The sequence below is a fragment of the Brevundimonas sp. SL130 genome (assembly GCF_026625805.1).
Taxonomy (GTDB): Bacteria; Pseudomonadota; Alphaproteobacteria; order Caulobacterales; family Caulobacteraceae; genus Brevundimonas.
Map to the genome: position 1 here is coordinate 3,471,489 of NZ_CP113064.1, position 14,826 is coordinate 3,486,314.

The window sequence follows — 14,826 nt, forward strand, 5'->3', positions numbered from 1 at the left end:
CTAGCGGGCGAAACTTGGAGCGGGCGATGGGAATCGAACCCACGACATTCAGCTTGGGAAGCTGACGTTCTACCTCTGAACTACGCCCGCGCGAGGTCTTCCTTAGACGCAGGTCTGGCGCGGCTCAAGACGGCGGGGCAAGGTCTTGTCCGGGGGAGGATCCAAAATGCGCAGAGGCAACGACGGAGGCGGCCAGGGCAGCCTCGGCTTCGGCTGTCTTGCGGCCGCAATACTGGCGGCGGCGATCGCGGCGGCGCTGTGGGTGATCTTCGCCTGGGGCGTCAACCTGGCCTGAGCGCCGCCGCCTTCCGTCTATTCTACTCGACGCTTTCGACGGCGACGCCGCGCGACTTCAGGATCGACTGGACGCTGTCGTCGCCGGTCAGGTGGGCGGCGCCCACGGCGATGAAGGCGGTGCCGGAGCCCTGGAGCTGGGTCTGGATCTGGTCGGCCCAGTCGGTGTTCCGGTCGACCAGAATCACCTTGTGCAGCTCCGGGGCGTCGGTTTTCATCTCCTCGACGACGATCTCGTCCAGGGCTTTGACGTCGCCCTTGGCCCAGGCCTCGACCATGGAGTCGAGGACGACCACCGCCTGGTCATAGTCCTTCAGCGTCTCGCGCAGGAATTCCATTTGGACGTCGTCGGGCAGGGTGGCCAGCATGCCGATCTGGTCTTCAAGGGTCTCGAAGCCGTGAATGGTCTTGCCGGCGGCCTCGGCGCGCGCCTTCAAGGCCGGTTCGACGCCCGACTGAGGATCGTAACCCGCCTTGACCAGAGGAGCGACCGAGAGGGACAGGGCGGCCAGCCAGGGTTTCAGCGGATCGAGCTGGGCGGCCGAGGCGCCGATGCTCTGGGCGGCGACGTCCAGCTGGGCCAGTTCATCGGCCGTGAGACGGCTGGACAGAGGGGCCTGGGGCGACAGACCATACTGCTGGATCAGGGGCATCATGGCCGCCTGGTCGTCAGCGTTGGTGACCTCGAACCAGATCTCCGAGGCGCTGTCGAAGGCGGTGTTGACGCGCGGGCTGGCCCAGCCGGTGGTCGGGCGCAGCACATGGACCGTGCCGAACAGATACAGGGTCGAGTCCGCATCCTTGACCACCCACAGGGCCGGTCCCTGGCCCTGGATGGCGGGCGCGGCGGCGGCTGGAGCCGGGGCGGCCTGAGCCAGGGCCTGGGCAGGCGCGCCGGCGATGGCGAAGACCAGGGCCAGGCCGGCGGCGACGCCGACGACGCCCTGGGCCAGATTGGAGACGGAGGATTTCAGGCGTTTGGAAAGGGTCATGATTGGTTCCTCGGTTGGAAAATGCGGAAACGTTGGGGCTTAGGCGAGCCCGCGACGGGCGGACACGACGGCGGAGACAAACAGGTAGAGGGTCATCAGGACGGCGTAGACGTCCCAGGCGGTGAGCGGCGGCAGCAGGCTGAGCCGCTCGGCTGCCGCCCACAGGAACAGCAGCCCCTGTCCCAGGAAGAAGGTCGCGGTGGCGGCCTCCAGGGTGGTGCGGCGCAGCAGTTCATCGACGCCGCGCCACATCCTGATGTTCAGCACCGTATGAAGGGCGAACAGCAGAATGATCAGACCCATCGCCAGGCCGCCGGCCAGTCCCGCCAGAGCGAAGGCCAGGGGCAGCAGCAGGATGAAGCCGGAGAAGCCAAGGACCGCCGCCTGGAAGCGGGCCTGACCGACCTCCTCCGGCGAGGCGGGCTCTTCCAGATGATACATCCGGGCCAGACGACGCGGGTCCAGACTGATGACCATGACCGCGCCGGCGCCGATCATCAGGGCGATGCCGGTCAAGGCCGCCAGAGCGTCTGACCATCTCAGGTCCAGGCCGTCCAGGGCGTCCGGCCCGATCAGCTGGGGCAGGAGCGTTCGGCCGAAGACATAGCCGGCGGCGCCCATGACCGCGCCGAAGCCGAAGCCGACCAGCAGACGACGCGGCAGGCGTGGATTTTTGGGGGAAGAGACGGTCATCCGTCGTTCTCCTGTTCCGAAAAAATGGATTCGATGGGTTGGGCGAAGATCCGGGCGATCTTGAAGGCCAGAGGCAGGGAGGGGTCGTAGCGACCGGTCTCCAGCGCATTGACCGTCTGGCGCGACACGCCCAGCAGTTCGGCGAGATGGGCCTGGGACCAGTCGCGTTCGGACCGCAACACCTTGAGGCGGTTGTTCATGGTTCAGCCCTCACCGGCGCTTCCACCACCACCAAGCCCAGGCGACGCCGTAGCCGAGCAGCATCAGCAAAATCATCGCATAGGCGCCGATGGCCGCATGGATGGCGGGGTCATCCCGGTCGAAGAAGGTGAAGGGAAGACGCCATTCCGACGCCTGGGGCAGGAAGGACAGAATAATCGCGATGCCGCCCAGCATCATGCCCGTCGAGCCGCCCCAGAACCAGGCGGACTTGTGAGCCTCGCGCGCCGCCTCATCGATCGAGCGCATCCACAGCACGGCCGTCCATAGGGCGGCGGACATAAGCCCGACACCCAACACGCCGAGCACGACTGGCGCGACCGCCACCTCAAACCGGGCCATGGCGTCAGGGTCGTCGGCGAAGACATAGCCGACCGCGTATCCAGCGACGCCGGAGAGGATGATCAGGACGACCATGGCTACAGCCGAGCCGATCAAGATTTTCACGACAGTCCTCGGCATGGAATGCCTCCTTGTCCTTATGACAAGGAAACTTTACCTCGCGACCCGCGCCTGTCAAGCACCCTTGTCAAAGAGACAAGCTCAGTTGTCTGCCGGTCCCGTCAGCTCCGGTCGGGTGATGAGGCGCGGCTGGGTTTCGACCTGGGCCAGGGCGGGAATTTCCTTGCCCTCGTGGTCCACCTGCAGATCCTCGAACCGGCGGGCCGAGACCATGACCTGGCTCTCCAGCGAGCCGACGAACTGGTTGTATTTCCCCACCGCCTGATCCAGCGCCCGACCCACCGCCGAGGCATGGCCGCCCATGACCGACAGCCGCTTGTAGAGTTCGCGCCCCAGGGCCGCGACCTTGTCGGCATTGGCCGCCTGTTCCTCGGCCCGCCAGCCGTAGGCGACGGCCTTGCACAGAGCGAACAGGGTGGAGGGGGTGGCGATGACGACCCGCGACTCCATCGCGTCCGACAACAGGTCCGGCGCATGGTCCAGGGCGGTGGCCAGGAAGCTGTCGCCCGGCACGAACAGGACGACGAAATCCGGGCTGGGCTTGAACTGGTCCTGATAGGCCTTGGACGACAGCTGGCGCACATGGGTCTTCAGGCTGGCGGCGATGCGCAGGCCGACCGAGCGGGCGCGCGCCTCTTCGTCGCCCTCCTCGTCGTCAAAAGCCAGCGGCACCTTGGCGTCGATCACGAACAGGCCGCCGCCGGGCAACCGCACCAGGAAGTCGGGCCGGTTCTGACGCCCCTCGTCATCTGCGCTTGAGGTCTGTTCGGTGAAGTCGAACCGCCCGGCCATGCCCGCGGCCTCCAGCACATTGCGGCAGGTCTGTTCGCCCCAGCGACCGCGCCGCCCGGTGTTGCCGCGCAGGGCCTCGGTCAGCTTGCGCGCCTCGTCTCGCGTCGCCGACGAGGCCGCCATCAGCTGGGTCAGCTGTTCCTTCAGACCGCCGGTCTCCTCGGCCCGGGTCTTCTCCAGCGCCGCCACATGTTCCTGAAACTTGGTCAGGGTGTCGGCCACCGGCTTCAGCTGGGCCGCCATCCGCTCGCGCGCCAGCTGGTCCTGGGCCCGGAAGGTCTCGGTCGCGCGACTGACCATCTGATCCGCCACCACCTGAGCCGACTGGGCCGCCTGGGCCTTCAGCAGCTCGCCCATGGTGACCCGACTCTCCTCGACCAGATCGATCCGCGCCAGAGCCGCCGACAACGCCCCCTGCGCCCTCTGCCACCCCATATAGGCCCACAGAAAACCGCCCCCCAGGGCGGCGGCGAGAACGGCGAGGATCAGCGCGAGCATGTTCATGCTCCGTTCCTAGCCGGAGTCGGCCTCCCGGAAAAGCCGGTGAGTGGCGGATTACGCCGGCCGTCGGGCCCGCATGGCTTGAACGATGGTGCCGTCGTCCAGCCAGTCCAGTTCGCCGCCCACCGGCACGCCGCGCGCCAGGGAGGTGACCTGGACGTCGGGGCCGGCGATGCGTTCGGCGACATAGTGGGCGGTGGTCTGGCCGTCGACGGTGGCGGGCAGGGCCAGGACGACCTCGCGCACGGCGCCGCCCCCCTCATTCTGGTGTCTGACTCTACCGACCAGTTCGGCGATGCGCAGATGTTCGGGGCCGACCCCGTCCAGGGCCGACAGCAGGCCGCCCAGCACATGATATTTGCCGCGGAAGGCGCCCGACCGCTCCATGGCCCACAGGGCGCCAGCCTCTTCGACCACGCAGATCAGGCCGTTGTCGCGCGATCCGTCCGAACAGATGGCGCAGGGGTCGCGGGTGTCGGGCGCGCCGCAGACCGAGCAGGACACAACCTTCTCGGCCGTCTCGGCCAGGGACGCCGCCAGCGGCACCAGCAGTTGCTCGCGCCGCTTCAGCAGGGCCAGGGCCGCGCGCCTGGCCGAGCGCGGACCCAGGCCCGGAAGCTTGGCGAGAAGCGAGATCAGCCGCTCGATCTCAGGGCCCGCAGACGCCGCCATCAGAACAGTTTCGGCATTCCGGGAATATTCATCCCGGCCATGGGGCCGGCGGCCTCGCGCATCAGGGCGTTGTTCGCCTCGTCCAGCTTGCGCTTGGCGTCGGCGTGGGCCGCCACGATCAGATCGGCCAGGATCTCGCCCTCGCCCGGCGTCAGCAGGCTGTCGTCGATCCTGACCGCGGTGATCTCGCCCGCCCCCTTCAGGGACACGCTCACCAGCCCCCCGCCCGAGGAGCCCTGGGCTGAGGTTTCGGCCATCTTCGCCTGGGCGTCCTGCAGCTTTTGCTGCATCGCCTGGGCCTGCTGCATTAATTGGGTCAGGTCTTTCATCCCCCCTAGATAAGGCGAAGCCGGGCCGGGCGACAGGGGGTGTTGGTCGCATCAATGGAAACGATGGATTGCGATATTCGCACTTGATACAGTTGCGGAAAAGATTAAATCAGCACCTGCATTTGTTGCCTTTGTAATCAGGACGCCTTCCCATGGCCTATGATGCCGTCACCCAACGCGACGCCCCGCTGTCGGACGCCGCCCTGTCGCAACTCTTCACCGAGGCGCGCACCCGCAACGCCTGGAGCGACCGCTCGGTCGCGCCGGAGCTGCTGCACAAACTGTATGACCTGACCAAGTTCGGCCCGACGGCCGTCAACGCCAGCCCCGCCCGCTTTGTCTTCATCACCTCGCCCGCGGCCAAGGCGCGCCTTATCCCGCTGATGAGCGAGGGCAATCGCGCCAAGACGCAGCAGGCGCCGGTGAACCTGATCATCGGCCAGGACATCGACTTCCACGAGCAGTTGGACACCCTGTTCCCGCATGCGCCGGGGGCCAAGGCCTGGTTCGCCGACGAGACCAGCCGTCGTGAAAGCGCCTTCCGCAACGCCTCGCTGCAAGGCGGCTATCTGACCATCGCCGCCCGCGCCCTTGGGCTGGACGTCGGCCCCATGTCCGGCTTCGACGCCGCCGCCGTAAAGGCCGAGTTCTTCCCCGACAGCAAGGTCGAGCCGAACTACATCCTCAACCTGGGCTACGGCACGGAAGACAACCTGTTCCCACGCTCGCCGCGCCTGTCGTTCGACGAGGCCGCGACCATTCTCTGAGGTCGTGACCGGACCAAGGAAAAGGGGCCGGCTCGCAGGCCGCCCCCTTTTTGATTTCGCGAATTCCCTCACCTCAAGTTCGTCATCCGAGGGACAAGCCCGAGGATGACGACAAGGGGAGTGAGGTCAGCTGTTCGCCGGCGCCGCGCTGGTCGCAGCGGGCGGAGCCGCCGGGGTCGCCTGGGTCGTCGGCGCAGCACCGACCGCCGGAGTTTCGCCGGTCGCCTCGGTCGCAGGCGCGCCCTCGACCGGAGCCGCCCCCTCGACCGGAGCCACAGCCCCGGGCTGACGCGCGGGATCGGGCGCCGGGATGGCGAGGCCGCTCGAGCCCTGGCTTCTCAGCCAGGCGATCAGATTGATCCGTGTCTGGGTGTCGCGAATACCGGCGAAGGACATCTTGGTGCCCGGTACATAACGAGCCGGGGCGGTGATGAAGCTATTCAGTTCGTCATAGCCCCAGGCCGGCGCCTCGGCCTTGTGCTTGGTCATGGCGTCCGAATAGGCGAAGCCGGCGCTGTGCAAGACCGGTCCGCCGACCACGCCATACAGATTCGGACCAATGCCGTTGGCTCCGCCCTGCGCCGCGTTATGGCAGGCCTGGCAGCGCGCGAAGGCGGCCTCGCCGGCGGCCAGGTCTGCGGCCGGCAGGAGCGTACCCCAGTCCGGCGGCAGCTCGGCCTGCTCAGCCCCGGCGGCCTCGTCCGGCGCATCGACGAAATAGCCCATCTTTTCCGGCGGCTCGGAATGATAGATCAGGCTCGATGCCTGCTGCACGACCAGGACGACGAACGCCGTCCCCAGGGCCGCACCAAAAATCTTGTTCCATTTCAGATCGCCGCTCATGCGCGTCGTCTCATCCCGTCCCTAAGGTTTCCCACCTTCGCCATCTTAACGCAGCGAAGCCTTCCTTGCCTGATCAGGTCTTACACGGTAGCGCGGGGTTCGCAACCGGCGCGAAGCCTCAAGCGCCGGCGAGCAGATCGAGACAGAGCCATGAATCCATTGATATTGATACCCGCTCGCATGGCGGCGACCCGTTTGCCGAACAAGCCGCTGGCCGATATCGGAGGCAAGCCCATGATTGTGCGGGCTTATCAGCAGGCGGAAGCCTCGGGCCTGCCGGTCGCCGTGGCCGCAGGGGACCCCGAAATCGTCGCCGCGATCGAGGCCATCGGCGGCCGGGCGATTCTGACGGACCCCGACCTGCCCTCAGGCTCGGACCGGATCCGCGCCGCCGTGGACGCCATCGACCCGCAAGGCGATTTCGACGCCGTGATCAATGTCCAGGGCGACATGCCCTTCGCCGATCCCGGCCTGGCCACGGCCTGCGCCGCCATCCTGCACGGTGAACCGAGTTGCGACATCGCCACCCTGGTCGCCGCCGAGGCCGACGTCTCTGATCGGACCAACCCCGACGTGGTCAAGGCCGTCCTCGCCCTGGCCGAGAACGAGCGTCAGGCCCGCGCCCTCTATTTCACCCGCTCCACCCTGTACGGCGACGCCCCCGTCTGGCGTCACATCGGCGTCTACGGCTATCGCCGCGCGGCCCTGAACCGCTTCTGCGCCGCGCCCCAGTCGCCGCTGGAAAAGCGCGAGAAGCTGGAACAGTTGCGCGCCCTGGAAATGGGGATGCAGATCTGGGCCGCCGTCATCGACGAAGCCCCCCTGTCGGTCGACAATCCGGCGGACCTGGAGGCGGCGCGGGCCTTGGCTTGAACGGCGACGAAATTGCACATGGAAAAACAGTGCAATAGAGTGCAATTTGGACGCATTTCGTTGTTTTCGTTGACGAAATAACTTCGTCAGAATTGCACTGGTGCAATTTCCCTTAGCGGCTTCTTTTGCGCAACGATGTCAAAGACCCGGCGGTGATCATAAGCCCGATCAGACCGGTGCATAGCAAAGGGGCGATGCGGAAACGCAAGCCTTTGAACACACGCGGGTTCGTTTTCAAAAATAGGATGGAAGACGACCTTTCCCTCCCCGGAGCAGGAAGGGAAAGGCATCTGTCTAGCGCTCCTCCGCCCAGGCCTTGATCAGGCTGTGGGCGATGGCGAAGGACGGCGGGGCCTGGAGGGTCGGGTGGTCGCCGGCAAGAACCGCGCGCGCCTCGGCCCGCGTCAGCCAGGCCACCGATTCCAGCTCGGTCTGATCAGGCCGGGCCTGATCATCCGACACCTCGGCGATCAGGCCGATCATCAGTTGCGACGGGAAGGGCCAGGGCTGACTGGAGTGATAGACGGCCTCGACCACCGTCAGCCCCGCCTCTTCCTTGACCTCGCGGGCGCAGGCCTCCTCGATCGACTCGCCGGGCTCCAGGAAGCCGGCCAGGGCCGACATCCGCCCCTCCGGCCACGACGCCTGACGCCCCAGCAGGCAGATCGGCTCGGCCCCGCCCTTGTAGACCGGCAGCATGATGGTGACCGGGTCCACGCGCGGGAAATGTTCGGTCCCGCAGGCCGGGCAGCGCCGCTTCCACCCGCCCGAGGTCGTCTCGCTCAGCGTCCCGCAGTTGGCGCAGAAACCGTGTTTGCGCCGCCAGTCGAACAGGCTCTTGGCCCCGCCCGCCATGGCCGCGTCCTGGGCAGGCAGAACGGCCGCGGCGCTGCGCATTTCGTGAAAGACGCCCAACCCCTTTAGCGGCCCCTCGGTCGGGTCGATGGAGCCCTCGAACTCGATGGCGAAGACCGGGGCGTCCTTCCACAAACCCAGAAAGGCATCGCGGTCCGGCACGATGTCGCGGGCGTGTTTCAGCGACAGCCAGGCCAGGCGCGGCCCGTCAGCCGTCTCCTCGACCAGGGGCCGTCCCTCCCACAGGATCAGGGCCTGGGCTTCGGGGTTGGCCTCCTGCGCGGCCAGCCATTCCGAATCGTTGCGCAGGTCGCCGGCGCGGTCGAGCGGATTGCCGGCGAAGATGTTCTGATGAGCCATCCGGCCTTGTAACCCTTGATTCCATCCGCCGCACCCGTCATATCCCGTCTCGGAGATCGCGCGGGCGAAGGTTTCGCCAATCTGGTCAGGGCCGGAAGGCAGCAGCCACAACGAATTCCCCTTCGGGTCGCGCGGTCTCTACTCACTCTTTTTTGGTGCGCTACGCTCGCGACGCGGTCGCTCGCGGCTTGAGCGCGCACTGTCTCCTCCCCACGCAGTGAGGAGGGGGACCGCGAAGCGGTGGAGGGGCTCTCGACGCCCCACTGACTTTCGTGATGCGGTGAAGAACCCCTTGTGTGTCGATTTTCGGTTAGTTTGCGAATGCGGGCGGTTGTTAGCGCAACCGCCCGCCGCGGCCTTGAACCCGCATGCCCCCTGGCTTTGATGCCGTGACGGAGCCTGGGTCAGGCTGTGATCTTCCAAACCCGAACAGTTGCACGGGACGAGGATCCCGCACTGGCAAGGAAGGGTCGCAAGATGACACAGGATAGAGTGTTTGTCGGCATTGATGTGAGCAAGGCGAGGCTGGATGTCGCCTTGACGACGGGCGAGGCCTGGTCGGTGAGCAATGATCGGGCGGGCTGGCGCGCCTTGGTCGACCAGCTCCAGACGATCCGGCCTGAAGCCGTCGGGCTAGAGCCTTCGGGCGGCTACGAACGGGGCCTGGTCGAGGCCTTGACGCAGGCCGGCCTTGCGGTGCGGCGGGTGGAGGCCGGTCGGGTCCGCGCCTTCGCGGGTGTTCTGGGCCTGAAGGCCAAGACCGATCTGATCGACGCCCAGCTGATCGCCCGCTTCGTCCAGACCCTGCCGGGACGGACGGTGGAGCCCAACGCCCGCGCCCAGGCTCTGGCTGAGTTGGTCGATGCCCGCCGCGCCCTGTGCGAGGAACAGGTTCGGGTCCGCAATCAAGCCGAACAGGTGCGCGACCCGATGCTGCGTCGCATGGCCGCCCGCCGCCTGAACCGGATGAAGGCCGACGTCGTGCTGCTGGAGAAGCGTCTGGCCGCCACCGTCGCCGCCGATCCCGACCTGGCCGAGCGCGACAGGTTGATGCGCTCGGTCCCCGGCGTCGGCCCGGTGTTGAGCTGGACCCTGATGGCCCACCTGCCCGAACTTGGTCGGCTGAGCCACAAGCAGATCGCCGCCCTCGTCGGCGTCGCCCCCTATGACCGCCAGAGCGGATCCTTGAAGGGCCGAAGCATGATCCGAGGCGGACGCGCCGTGGTCCGCAACGTCGCCTATATGGCCGCACTGATCGGGGCCCGCCACAACCCTGTCCTGGCCGCTATGAAACAGCGCCTCGCCGCAAAGGGAAAACCCGGAAAGGTCATCCTCGTCGCCCTGATCAACAAGCTGATGACCCTGCTCAACGCCGTCGTCCGCGACCGTTCCGAATGGAGAATCGCAACCCACTGACAAACACAGTTGCTCCGTCACGGCGCGAAGACGCGCCGCGCCACCTCCCCGTCGCTACGCGACAGGGAGGAGACAGATCTAGAATCCCTTCTTCCAGCCGCTCACCCACTGTAAGACTGTCGCCATGACGGACAGCGACACGAATCTCGACGGCCCGCCCTGGGAAGAGGACGACGTCGTCGAGCGCGACGAGAACACCGACGATATGTTCGGCGCGCCGGCCGCTGCGCCTGAGCCCGCCGCCGCGCCAGCGCCCATCGCGGCCCCTCCGGTCGCCAAATCCGCCCCATCCGAAGTCGAAGCCCATGTCGATGACGGGTCCGCCTATCAGGTGCTGGCGCGCAAATACCGGCCGCGCACCTTCGAGGATCTAATCGGCCAAGAGGCGATGGTCCGCACACTGACCAACGCCTTCTCGACCGGCCGGATCGCCCACGCCTTCATGCTGACCGGGGTTCGCGGGGTCGGCAAGACGACCACCGCCCGCCTGCTGGCTCGCGCCCTGAACAACGAGACGGAGACCATCGACCGGCCGTCCCTGACCCTGACCGCCCACGGCCGGCACGACGCCGCCATCATGGCCGGCCAGCATATGGACGTGATGGAGATGGACGCGGCGTCCCACACCGGCGTCAACGACATCCGCGACATCCTGGAAAGCGTCCGGTATGCGCCGGTCGAGGCCCGCTACAAGGTCTATGTGCTGGACGAGGTCCACATGCTGTCGACGCAGGCGTTCAACGCCCTGCTGAAGACGCTGGAAGAGCCGCCGCCCCACGCCAAATTCATCTTCGCCACCACCGAGATCCGCAAGGTGCCGGTGACGATCCTGAGCCGCTGCCAGAGGTTCGACCTGCGCCGGGTCGAGCCCGAGATCCTGGTCGATCACCTAGGCCGGATCGCCGAGCGCGAGGGGATGAAGATCGAACAGGACGCCCTGGCCCTGATCTCGCGCGCCGCCGAAGGCTCGGTCCGCGACGGCCTGTCCCTGCTGGATCAGGCCCTGGTCCAGGCCGAGCGCGGTCAGATGGTCAAGACCGAGACCGTGCGCGACATGCTGGGCCTAGCCGACCGCAGCCAGACCATCGCCCTGTTCGAGAGCGTCATGGCCGGCCGCACGCCTGAGGCGCTGGAGAATTTCCGCACCCTGTACGGCTTCGGCGCCGATCCGGTGCAGGTGACCAACGACCTGCTGGAACACTGCCACGCCGCCTCGGTCGCCAAGATGCTGGGCCCGAACGCGACCCGCCTGCCCAATGACCAGGCGCAGAAACTGGCCGCCCTGGGCGCCGCCATTCCGGCCGCCACCCTGTCGCGGACCTGGCAGATGCTGCTGAAGGCGCTGGACGAGGTGAGACGCGCGCCCAATCCCGCCGACGCCGTGGAAATGGCCATTGTCCGCCTGGCCTACGCCGCCGACCTTCCGGGCCCGGAAGAGGCGTTGAAACGGCTACAGTCGGGCGAACCCTTCGGCGGCGGTTCGGCCCCGCGCGGCGGCGGCGGCGGCGGCGGCGGCGGCGGCTCCGGCGGCGGAACCTCGGCCCAACTGGCCGCCCGTCCCGTCATGGCCCCCGCCCTGCCCGATCCGCAGAGCTTCGAACAGGTGGTCGCCCTGATCGGCGAGAAACGCGAAGTCGGGCTGCAGATGGACGTCGAACGGTTCGTCAAACCCGTCTCGTTCAAGCCCGGCGCCATCGTCTATGAAAGCGTCGAGGGCGCGCCGGTCGAACTGGCCCGGCGCCTGGCCGGCCGACTGCGGGAATGGACCGGCCGCACCTGGCTAATCGCCGCCAACGGCCAGGGCGGCGGCGAGACCCTGATCGAGCGCCAGAAGAAGGAGCGCGCCGCCGAGCGCGAGAAAGTCGAGGCCGACCCCTTCATCAAGGCGGTGCTTCTGGCCTTCCCCGGCGCCAAGCTGGGCGAGATCAAGACCATCGCCCCCACTGTGGTCACGCCGGAAATCCCGGAGCCGTCCGAGGACGACGACGAGGACTGAGGGATTGGTTGTTCGGAAATGCGGGCGGCTTCGATCCGCCCGTTTCGGCGTCAGTAGGCGTTGACGCGCTTCAGGATCATCGGAACCGTGCGCCAGATGATCAGCAGGTCGTCGCGGAAGGTCCAGCCGGCGGCGTATTCCACATCCGCCTCGACCCGGCGGGCCATGCAGCTGAGCTGATGGATCTCGCCGCGCAGACCCAGGATCTGGGCCAGGCCTGTCAGGCCGGGACGCACGGCGAACCGATCCGTGTAGCGGGGCAACAGGGCGCCATGAGTGATTGTCGTGCGCCAGGGCGTGCGGACGCGGCCCGACCAGGGACATGTCGCCCATGACGACGTTCAGCAGTTGCGGCAGTTCGTCCAGGCTGGTGGCGCGGATGAAGGCGCCGACGCGGGTGACCCGCTTGTCGTTCTTGGAGGCGTGGGCGATCTTGTCCCCGTCCTCGGTCACCGTCATGCTGCGGAACTTGAGGATGGTGAAGATCTTGCCGTCGCGACCCGTGCGGCGCTGACGGAACAGAACCGGTCCGCGGCTTTCGACCACCACGGCCAGGGCGATCATCAGCAGGGCCGGCAGCAGAACCAATACCGCCGCGCCGGCCAGGATCACATCCATGGCCCGCTTGCAGGCAGCCGAACCGGGACCACGCCGGAAAGCCGGCGCCCACACTTTTTTGTGAGGCTGGGACGGCGCGGAAAGGGTCGAGGTCGCAGTCAGCGACGGATTGGACAAGCTGTCGAACATCTCGGCCTCCTCCTTAGCCACGCAAACTTCCGTAGGGACAGTTAAGCGGTGAGTAATGTTGCATTGCAAGATAAAATGCCGTGACACCGCCCCAAGACACCATTCTGTTACCCGCAGGCAACGTGCGAAGATAGCCTGGAAGTTGGTTTGCGGATCAACCCTCGAGCGAGGCCACGGCTCCGGCTTCGGGACGCGCCCGACCGCGTCTTGCCCCCCGCGCCTTGAGCCCGTCGCGAATCCGCGACTGAATCCGATCATCGATCAAGAAATGGAAGGCGAAGGCGAACCCCACCGCCGCCAGCACGCCGCCGCCCCACAGGGCCCATTGAACCGGCTCCGACAGGGTGAAGCGCGCGACGGCGACATTGACCAGGCCGAACCAGGCGATGCGCACCACCTCGTTCGAAATGAACATGGAAAAGGACACCATCGCCGACGTCTCGACCAGTTTCAACGGGCGGCGCACCGGCACGGCGCCGGCGGCCAGAATGATGATCGAGATCATCGCCAGAGAAATCAGAGCGTTCTTGTCAAAGGCCTGGGCGATCGCCAGGCCACAGAAGGCGGCGACGCCGGCCCAGCCGGCGAAGCGAGGCGCGATCCAGACCTTCTGGGCGAACCAGGCCAGGCTCATGCCCAGGAAGAACAACGGCAGGGCGCGAATGAAACCATAGCCCATAGGCATCTGATAGACGGGATAGCCCAACAGGCTCCAGCACAGCTGGTTGGCGGCCAGATAGGCGCCCACGCCCAGGGCCAGGGCGCCCCAGGCACCCAGCCGCGTCAGGCCGCGCAGGATCCAGGGGAAGCAGAGGTAGCAACCGATCAAGGCCGAGATCGACCAGGTCGGCGCATTCCAACCCAGACCGCCGTGAACCCCATAGGCCTGAAGCAGAAGCAGTTGAGCCGGCAACTGATCCCAGCGGAACCACTCCGGATTACGCGGCGCGGCGCCCAGCGCGGTCCCCAGCACCACCAGAACGACCAGCGTCAGCCCCAGGATCAGATGGGCCGGAACGACGCGCAGGAACCGCTTCAGGAAGAAGTCGCCCGGCGACATCCGCCCCTGCCCGACCGCCGCGCCATAGACCCGCATCAACACATAGCCGGAATCGATCAGGAAGAAGTTGGTCAGCAGGAAGCCGCCCCGTTCAAACACCGGGTGCAACGCCTGCGCCAGCGGGACCGGGCCGGCGGCCTGATAGTGGTGCAGGATGATCATGAAGGCCACGATGAAACGCAGCGCGTCCAACCATCCGCCCCGGGCGATGGGTGTTGTCTCGTTTCGGGTCGAAATCAGGGTCCAGGGCACGAAAAAGTCTCCTAAGACCCCGACCTCGCAAGAGACGGGCCCCCAGACAGGCCTTTAGCCGCGCACCAGGCGCATGAACTCCTCACGCGTTCGCGGATCGTCGCGAACCACGCCAATCAGGTGGCTGGTCGTCAGGCTGGCGCCCGGGGCGTTGACCCCGCGCAGGGTCATGCAGCTGTGCTCGGCCTCGATCACCACGCCCACGCCCTGAGGCTTCAGCACGGTCTGGATGGCCTCGGCGATCTCAGCCGTCATCTTCTCCTGGATCTGCAGGCGACGGGCGAAGCCGCGCACGACCCGCGCCAGCTTGGATATGCCGACGACCCGGTCTGTCGGCAGATAGGCCACGTGCGCCCGCCCCACGACCGGCAACATGTGATGTTCGCAGAAGCTGACGAAACGGATATCCTTCAGCACCACCAACTGGTCGTAGCCGCCCGTCTCCTCAAACGTCTTTTCCAGATAGGACAGGGGATCGGTTTCATAGCCAGAAAACAGTTCGCGATAGCTGCGCGCCACCCGCGCCGGCGTCTCCAGCAATCCCTCGCGATCAGGATTGTCACCCGCCCATTCGATCAGGGTGCGAACGGCGGCCTCGGCGTCGGCCTGGGTCAGTCGGGCGGCGGGAGCGGTAGGGAAAGCGTCGGTCATTGCGGGCCTAATAGCGATGCGAGGCGGAGAAGGGAAAGCCTTCCGCCCGTCA

The 14,826-nt window shown here is 66.8% G+C and carries 17 protein-coding genes, 1 tRNA gene, 1 other RNA gene and 1 pseudogene; 6 read left to right on the top strand and 14 right to left on the bottom strand.

Annotation, left to right across the window (positions count from 1 at the left end):
• Window positions 1-15: 15 nt before the first annotated feature.
• Window positions 16-90: transfer RNA gene (locus OU998_RS16820), tRNA-Gly, on the bottom strand.
• A 76-nt stretch (window positions 91-166) separates the two neighbouring features.
• Here OU998_RS16820 and OU998_RS16825 point away from each other — a divergent pair.
• Window positions 167-295 carry a hypothetical protein gene (locus tag OU998_RS16825; RefSeq protein ID WP_267514789.1) on the top strand — a complete coding sequence of 43 codons (129 nt, stop codon included), beginning with the start codon at window positions 167-169 and terminating at the stop codon, window positions 293-295.
• Between the two features lie 22 nt (window positions 296-317).
• Here the strand turns inward: OU998_RS16825 and OU998_RS16830 are convergent, their stop codons facing one another.
• The 7 genes from OU998_RS16830 to OU998_RS16860 form a co-directional block, all read right to left on the bottom strand.
• Entirely contained in the window at window positions 318-1,286 is a 969-nt protein-coding gene (locus OU998_RS16830) for a TraB/GumN family protein (RefSeq protein WP_267514790.1), read from the bottom strand.
• Window positions 1,287-1,325: 39 nt separating this feature from the next.
• Complete coding sequence (locus OU998_RS16835; protein WP_267514791.1) at window positions 1,326-1,979, bottom strand: hypothetical protein; 654 nt, start codon at window positions 1,977-1,979, stop codon at window positions 1,326-1,328.
• Window positions 1,976-2,179: a helix-turn-helix transcriptional regulator gene (locus OU998_RS16840; RefSeq protein ID WP_267514792.1), complete on the bottom strand. Its 204-nt coding sequence runs from the start codon at window positions 2,177-2,179 to the stop codon at window positions 1,976-1,978. Before OU998_RS16840 ends, OU998_RS16835 begins: the two co-directional genes overlap by 4 nt.
• Before the next feature lie 10 nt (window positions 2,180-2,189).
• Window positions 2,190-2,660 (bottom strand): hypothetical protein, encoded by a 471-nt coding sequence (locus tag OU998_RS16845; RefSeq protein WP_267514793.1) that lies wholly within the window; start codon window positions 2,658-2,660, stop codon window positions 2,190-2,192.
• Between the two features lie 81 nt (window positions 2,661-2,741).
• Window positions 2,742-3,956, bottom strand: a complete 1,215-nt coding sequence (locus tag OU998_RS16850; protein ID WP_267514794.1) for a DNA recombination protein RmuC — start codon at window positions 3,954-3,956, stop codon at window positions 2,742-2,744.
• 51 nt (window positions 3,957-4,007) lie between these two features.
• Window positions 4,008-4,625, bottom strand: coding sequence for a recombination mediator RecR (gene recR / locus OU998_RS16855; protein ID WP_267514795.1), 618 nt, complete (start codon window positions 4,623-4,625; stop codon window positions 4,008-4,010).
• Complete coding sequence (locus OU998_RS16860) at window positions 4,625-4,954, bottom strand: YbaB/EbfC family nucleoid-associated protein (RefSeq protein ID WP_267514796.1); 330 nt, start codon at window positions 4,952-4,954, stop codon at window positions 4,625-4,627. The genes recR and OU998_RS16860 overlap by 1 nt, the downstream gene beginning before the upstream one ends.
• A gap of 152 nt (window positions 4,955-5,106) precedes the next feature.
• On the opposite strand from OU998_RS16860, the gene OU998_RS16865 reads away from it, so the two are divergent.
• Window positions 5,107-5,721, top strand: a complete 615-nt coding sequence (locus OU998_RS16865; protein WP_267514797.1) for a malonic semialdehyde reductase — start codon at window positions 5,107-5,109, stop codon at window positions 5,719-5,721.
• A 126-nt stretch (window positions 5,722-5,847) separates the two neighbouring features.
• Here the strand turns inward: OU998_RS16865 and OU998_RS16870 are convergent, their stop codons facing one another.
• Window positions 5,848-6,564, bottom strand: a complete 717-nt coding sequence (locus OU998_RS16870) for a c-type cytochrome (RefSeq protein WP_267514798.1) — start codon at window positions 6,562-6,564, stop codon at window positions 5,848-5,850.
• Between the two features lie 150 nt (window positions 6,565-6,714).
• Here OU998_RS16870 and OU998_RS16875 point away from each other — a divergent pair, with 150 nt between their 5' ends.
• Window positions 6,715-7,437: a 3-deoxy-manno-octulosonate cytidylyltransferase gene (locus OU998_RS16875; protein WP_267514799.1), complete on the top strand. Its 723-nt coding sequence runs from the start codon at window positions 6,715-6,717 to the stop codon at window positions 7,435-7,437.
• Window positions 7,438-7,731: 294 nt separating this feature from the next.
• On the opposite strand, the gene nudC is transcribed toward OU998_RS16875, so the two are convergent.
• Window positions 7,732-8,652 (bottom strand): NAD(+) diphosphatase, encoded by a 921-nt coding sequence (gene nudC, locus OU998_RS16880; protein WP_267514800.1) that lies wholly within the window; start codon window positions 8,650-8,652, stop codon window positions 7,732-7,734.
• Between the two features lie 49 nt (window positions 8,653-8,701).
• Here nudC and ffs point away from each other — a divergent pair.
• The 3 genes from ffs to OU998_RS16895 all read left to right on the top strand — a co-directional run bounded on the left by ffs (window position 8,702) and on the right by OU998_RS16895 (window position 12,064).
• Window positions 8,702-8,797, top strand: an RNA gene (ffs, locus tag OU998_RS16885) — signal recognition particle sRNA small type.
• A gap of 332 nt (window positions 8,798-9,129) precedes the next feature.
• Window positions 9,130-10,068 (top strand): IS110 family transposase, encoded by a 939-nt coding sequence (locus OU998_RS16890; protein WP_267514029.1) that lies wholly within the window; start codon window positions 9,130-9,132, stop codon window positions 10,066-10,068.
• Between the two features lie 124 nt (window positions 10,069-10,192).
• Window positions 10,193-12,064, top strand: coding sequence for a DNA polymerase III subunit gamma/tau (locus tag OU998_RS16895; RefSeq protein WP_267514801.1), 1,872 nt, complete (start codon window positions 10,193-10,195; stop codon window positions 12,062-12,064).
• Between the two features lie 50 nt (window positions 12,065-12,114).
• Here OU998_RS16895 and OU998_RS16900 read toward each other — a convergent pair whose 3' ends face one another.
• The 4 genes and pseudogenes from OU998_RS16900 to folE form a co-directional block, all read right to left on the bottom strand.
• Window positions 12,115-12,327: a sugar transferase gene (locus OU998_RS16900; RefSeq protein ID WP_267514802.1), complete on the bottom strand. Its 213-nt coding sequence runs from the start codon at window positions 12,325-12,327 to the stop codon at window positions 12,115-12,117.
• Between the two features lie 73 nt (window positions 12,328-12,400).
• Window positions 12,401-13,069: pseudogene (locus tag OU998_RS17015) on the bottom strand (sugar transferase); the annotation flags it as partial.
• Window positions 12,966-14,123 carry an acyltransferase family protein gene (locus OU998_RS16910; RefSeq protein WP_267514803.1) on the bottom strand — a complete coding sequence of 386 codons (1,158 nt, stop codon included), beginning with the start codon at window positions 14,121-14,123 and terminating at the stop codon, window positions 12,966-12,968. The gene OU998_RS16910 and the pseudogene OU998_RS17015, both read right to left, overlap by 104 nt.
• Before the next feature lie 54 nt (window positions 14,124-14,177).
• Entirely contained in the window at window positions 14,178-14,774 is a 597-nt protein-coding gene (gene folE, locus OU998_RS16915) for a GTP cyclohydrolase I FolE (protein WP_267514804.1), read from the bottom strand.
• Window positions 14,775-14,826 lie beyond the last annotated feature (52 nt).

What these genes read in the sequence shown, in the direction of transcription:
- OU998_RS16840 (WP_267514792.1), bottom strand. Translation starts at nt 2,179, where the DNA reads ATGAACAACCGCCTCAAGGTGTTGCGGTCCGAACGCGACTGGTCCCAG.
- OU998_RS16870 (WP_267514798.1), bottom strand. Translation starts at nt 6,564, where the DNA reads ATGAGCGGCGATCTGAAATGGAACAAGATTTTTGGTGCGGCCCTGGGG.
- OU998_RS16860 (WP_267514796.1), bottom strand. Translation starts at nt 4,954, where the DNA reads ATGAAAGACCTGACCCAATTAATGCAGCAGGCCCAGGCGATGCAGCAA.
- nudC (WP_267514800.1), bottom strand. Translation starts at nt 8,652, where the DNA reads ATGGCTCATCAGAACATCTTCGCCGGCAATCCGCTCGACCGCGCCGGC.
- OU998_RS16865 (WP_267514797.1), top strand. Translation starts at nt 5,107, where the DNA reads ATGGCCTATGATGCCGTCACCCAACGCGACGCCCCGCTGTCGGACGCC.
- OU998_RS16830 (WP_267514790.1), bottom strand. Translation starts at nt 1,286, where the DNA reads ATGACCCTTTCCAAACGCCTGAAATCCTCCGTCTCCAATCTGGCCCAG.
- folE (WP_267514804.1), bottom strand. Translation starts at nt 14,774, where the DNA reads ATGACCGACGCTTTCCCTACCGCTCCCGCCGCCCGACTGACCCAGGCC.
- OU998_RS16835 (WP_267514791.1), bottom strand. Translation starts at nt 1,979, where the DNA reads ATGACCGTCTCTTCCCCCAAAAATCCACGCCTGCCGCGTCGTCTGCTG.
- recR (WP_267514795.1), bottom strand. Translation starts at nt 4,625, where the DNA reads ATGGCGGCGTCTGCGGGCCCTGAGATCGAGCGGCTGATCTCGCTTCTC.
- OU998_RS16845 (WP_267514793.1), bottom strand. Translation starts at nt 2,660, where the DNA reads ATGCCGAGGACTGTCGTGAAAATCTTGATCGGCTCGGCTGTAGCCATG.
- OU998_RS16850 (WP_267514794.1), bottom strand. Translation starts at nt 3,956, where the DNA reads ATGAACATGCTCGCGCTGATCCTCGCCGTTCTCGCCGCCGCCCTGGGG.
- OU998_RS16890 (WP_267514029.1), top strand. Translation starts at nt 9,130, where the DNA reads ATGACACAGGATAGAGTGTTTGTCGGCATTGATGTGAGCAAGGCGAGG.
- OU998_RS16875 (WP_267514799.1), top strand. Translation starts at nt 6,715, where the DNA reads ATGAATCCATTGATATTGATACCCGCTCGCATGGCGGCGACCCGTTTG.
- OU998_RS16825 (WP_267514789.1), top strand. Translation starts at nt 167, where the DNA reads ATGCGCAGAGGCAACGACGGAGGCGGCCAGGGCAGCCTCGGCTTCGGC.
- OU998_RS16895 (WP_267514801.1), top strand. Translation starts at nt 10,193, where the DNA reads ATGACGGACAGCGACACGAATCTCGACGGCCCGCCCTGGGAAGAGGAC.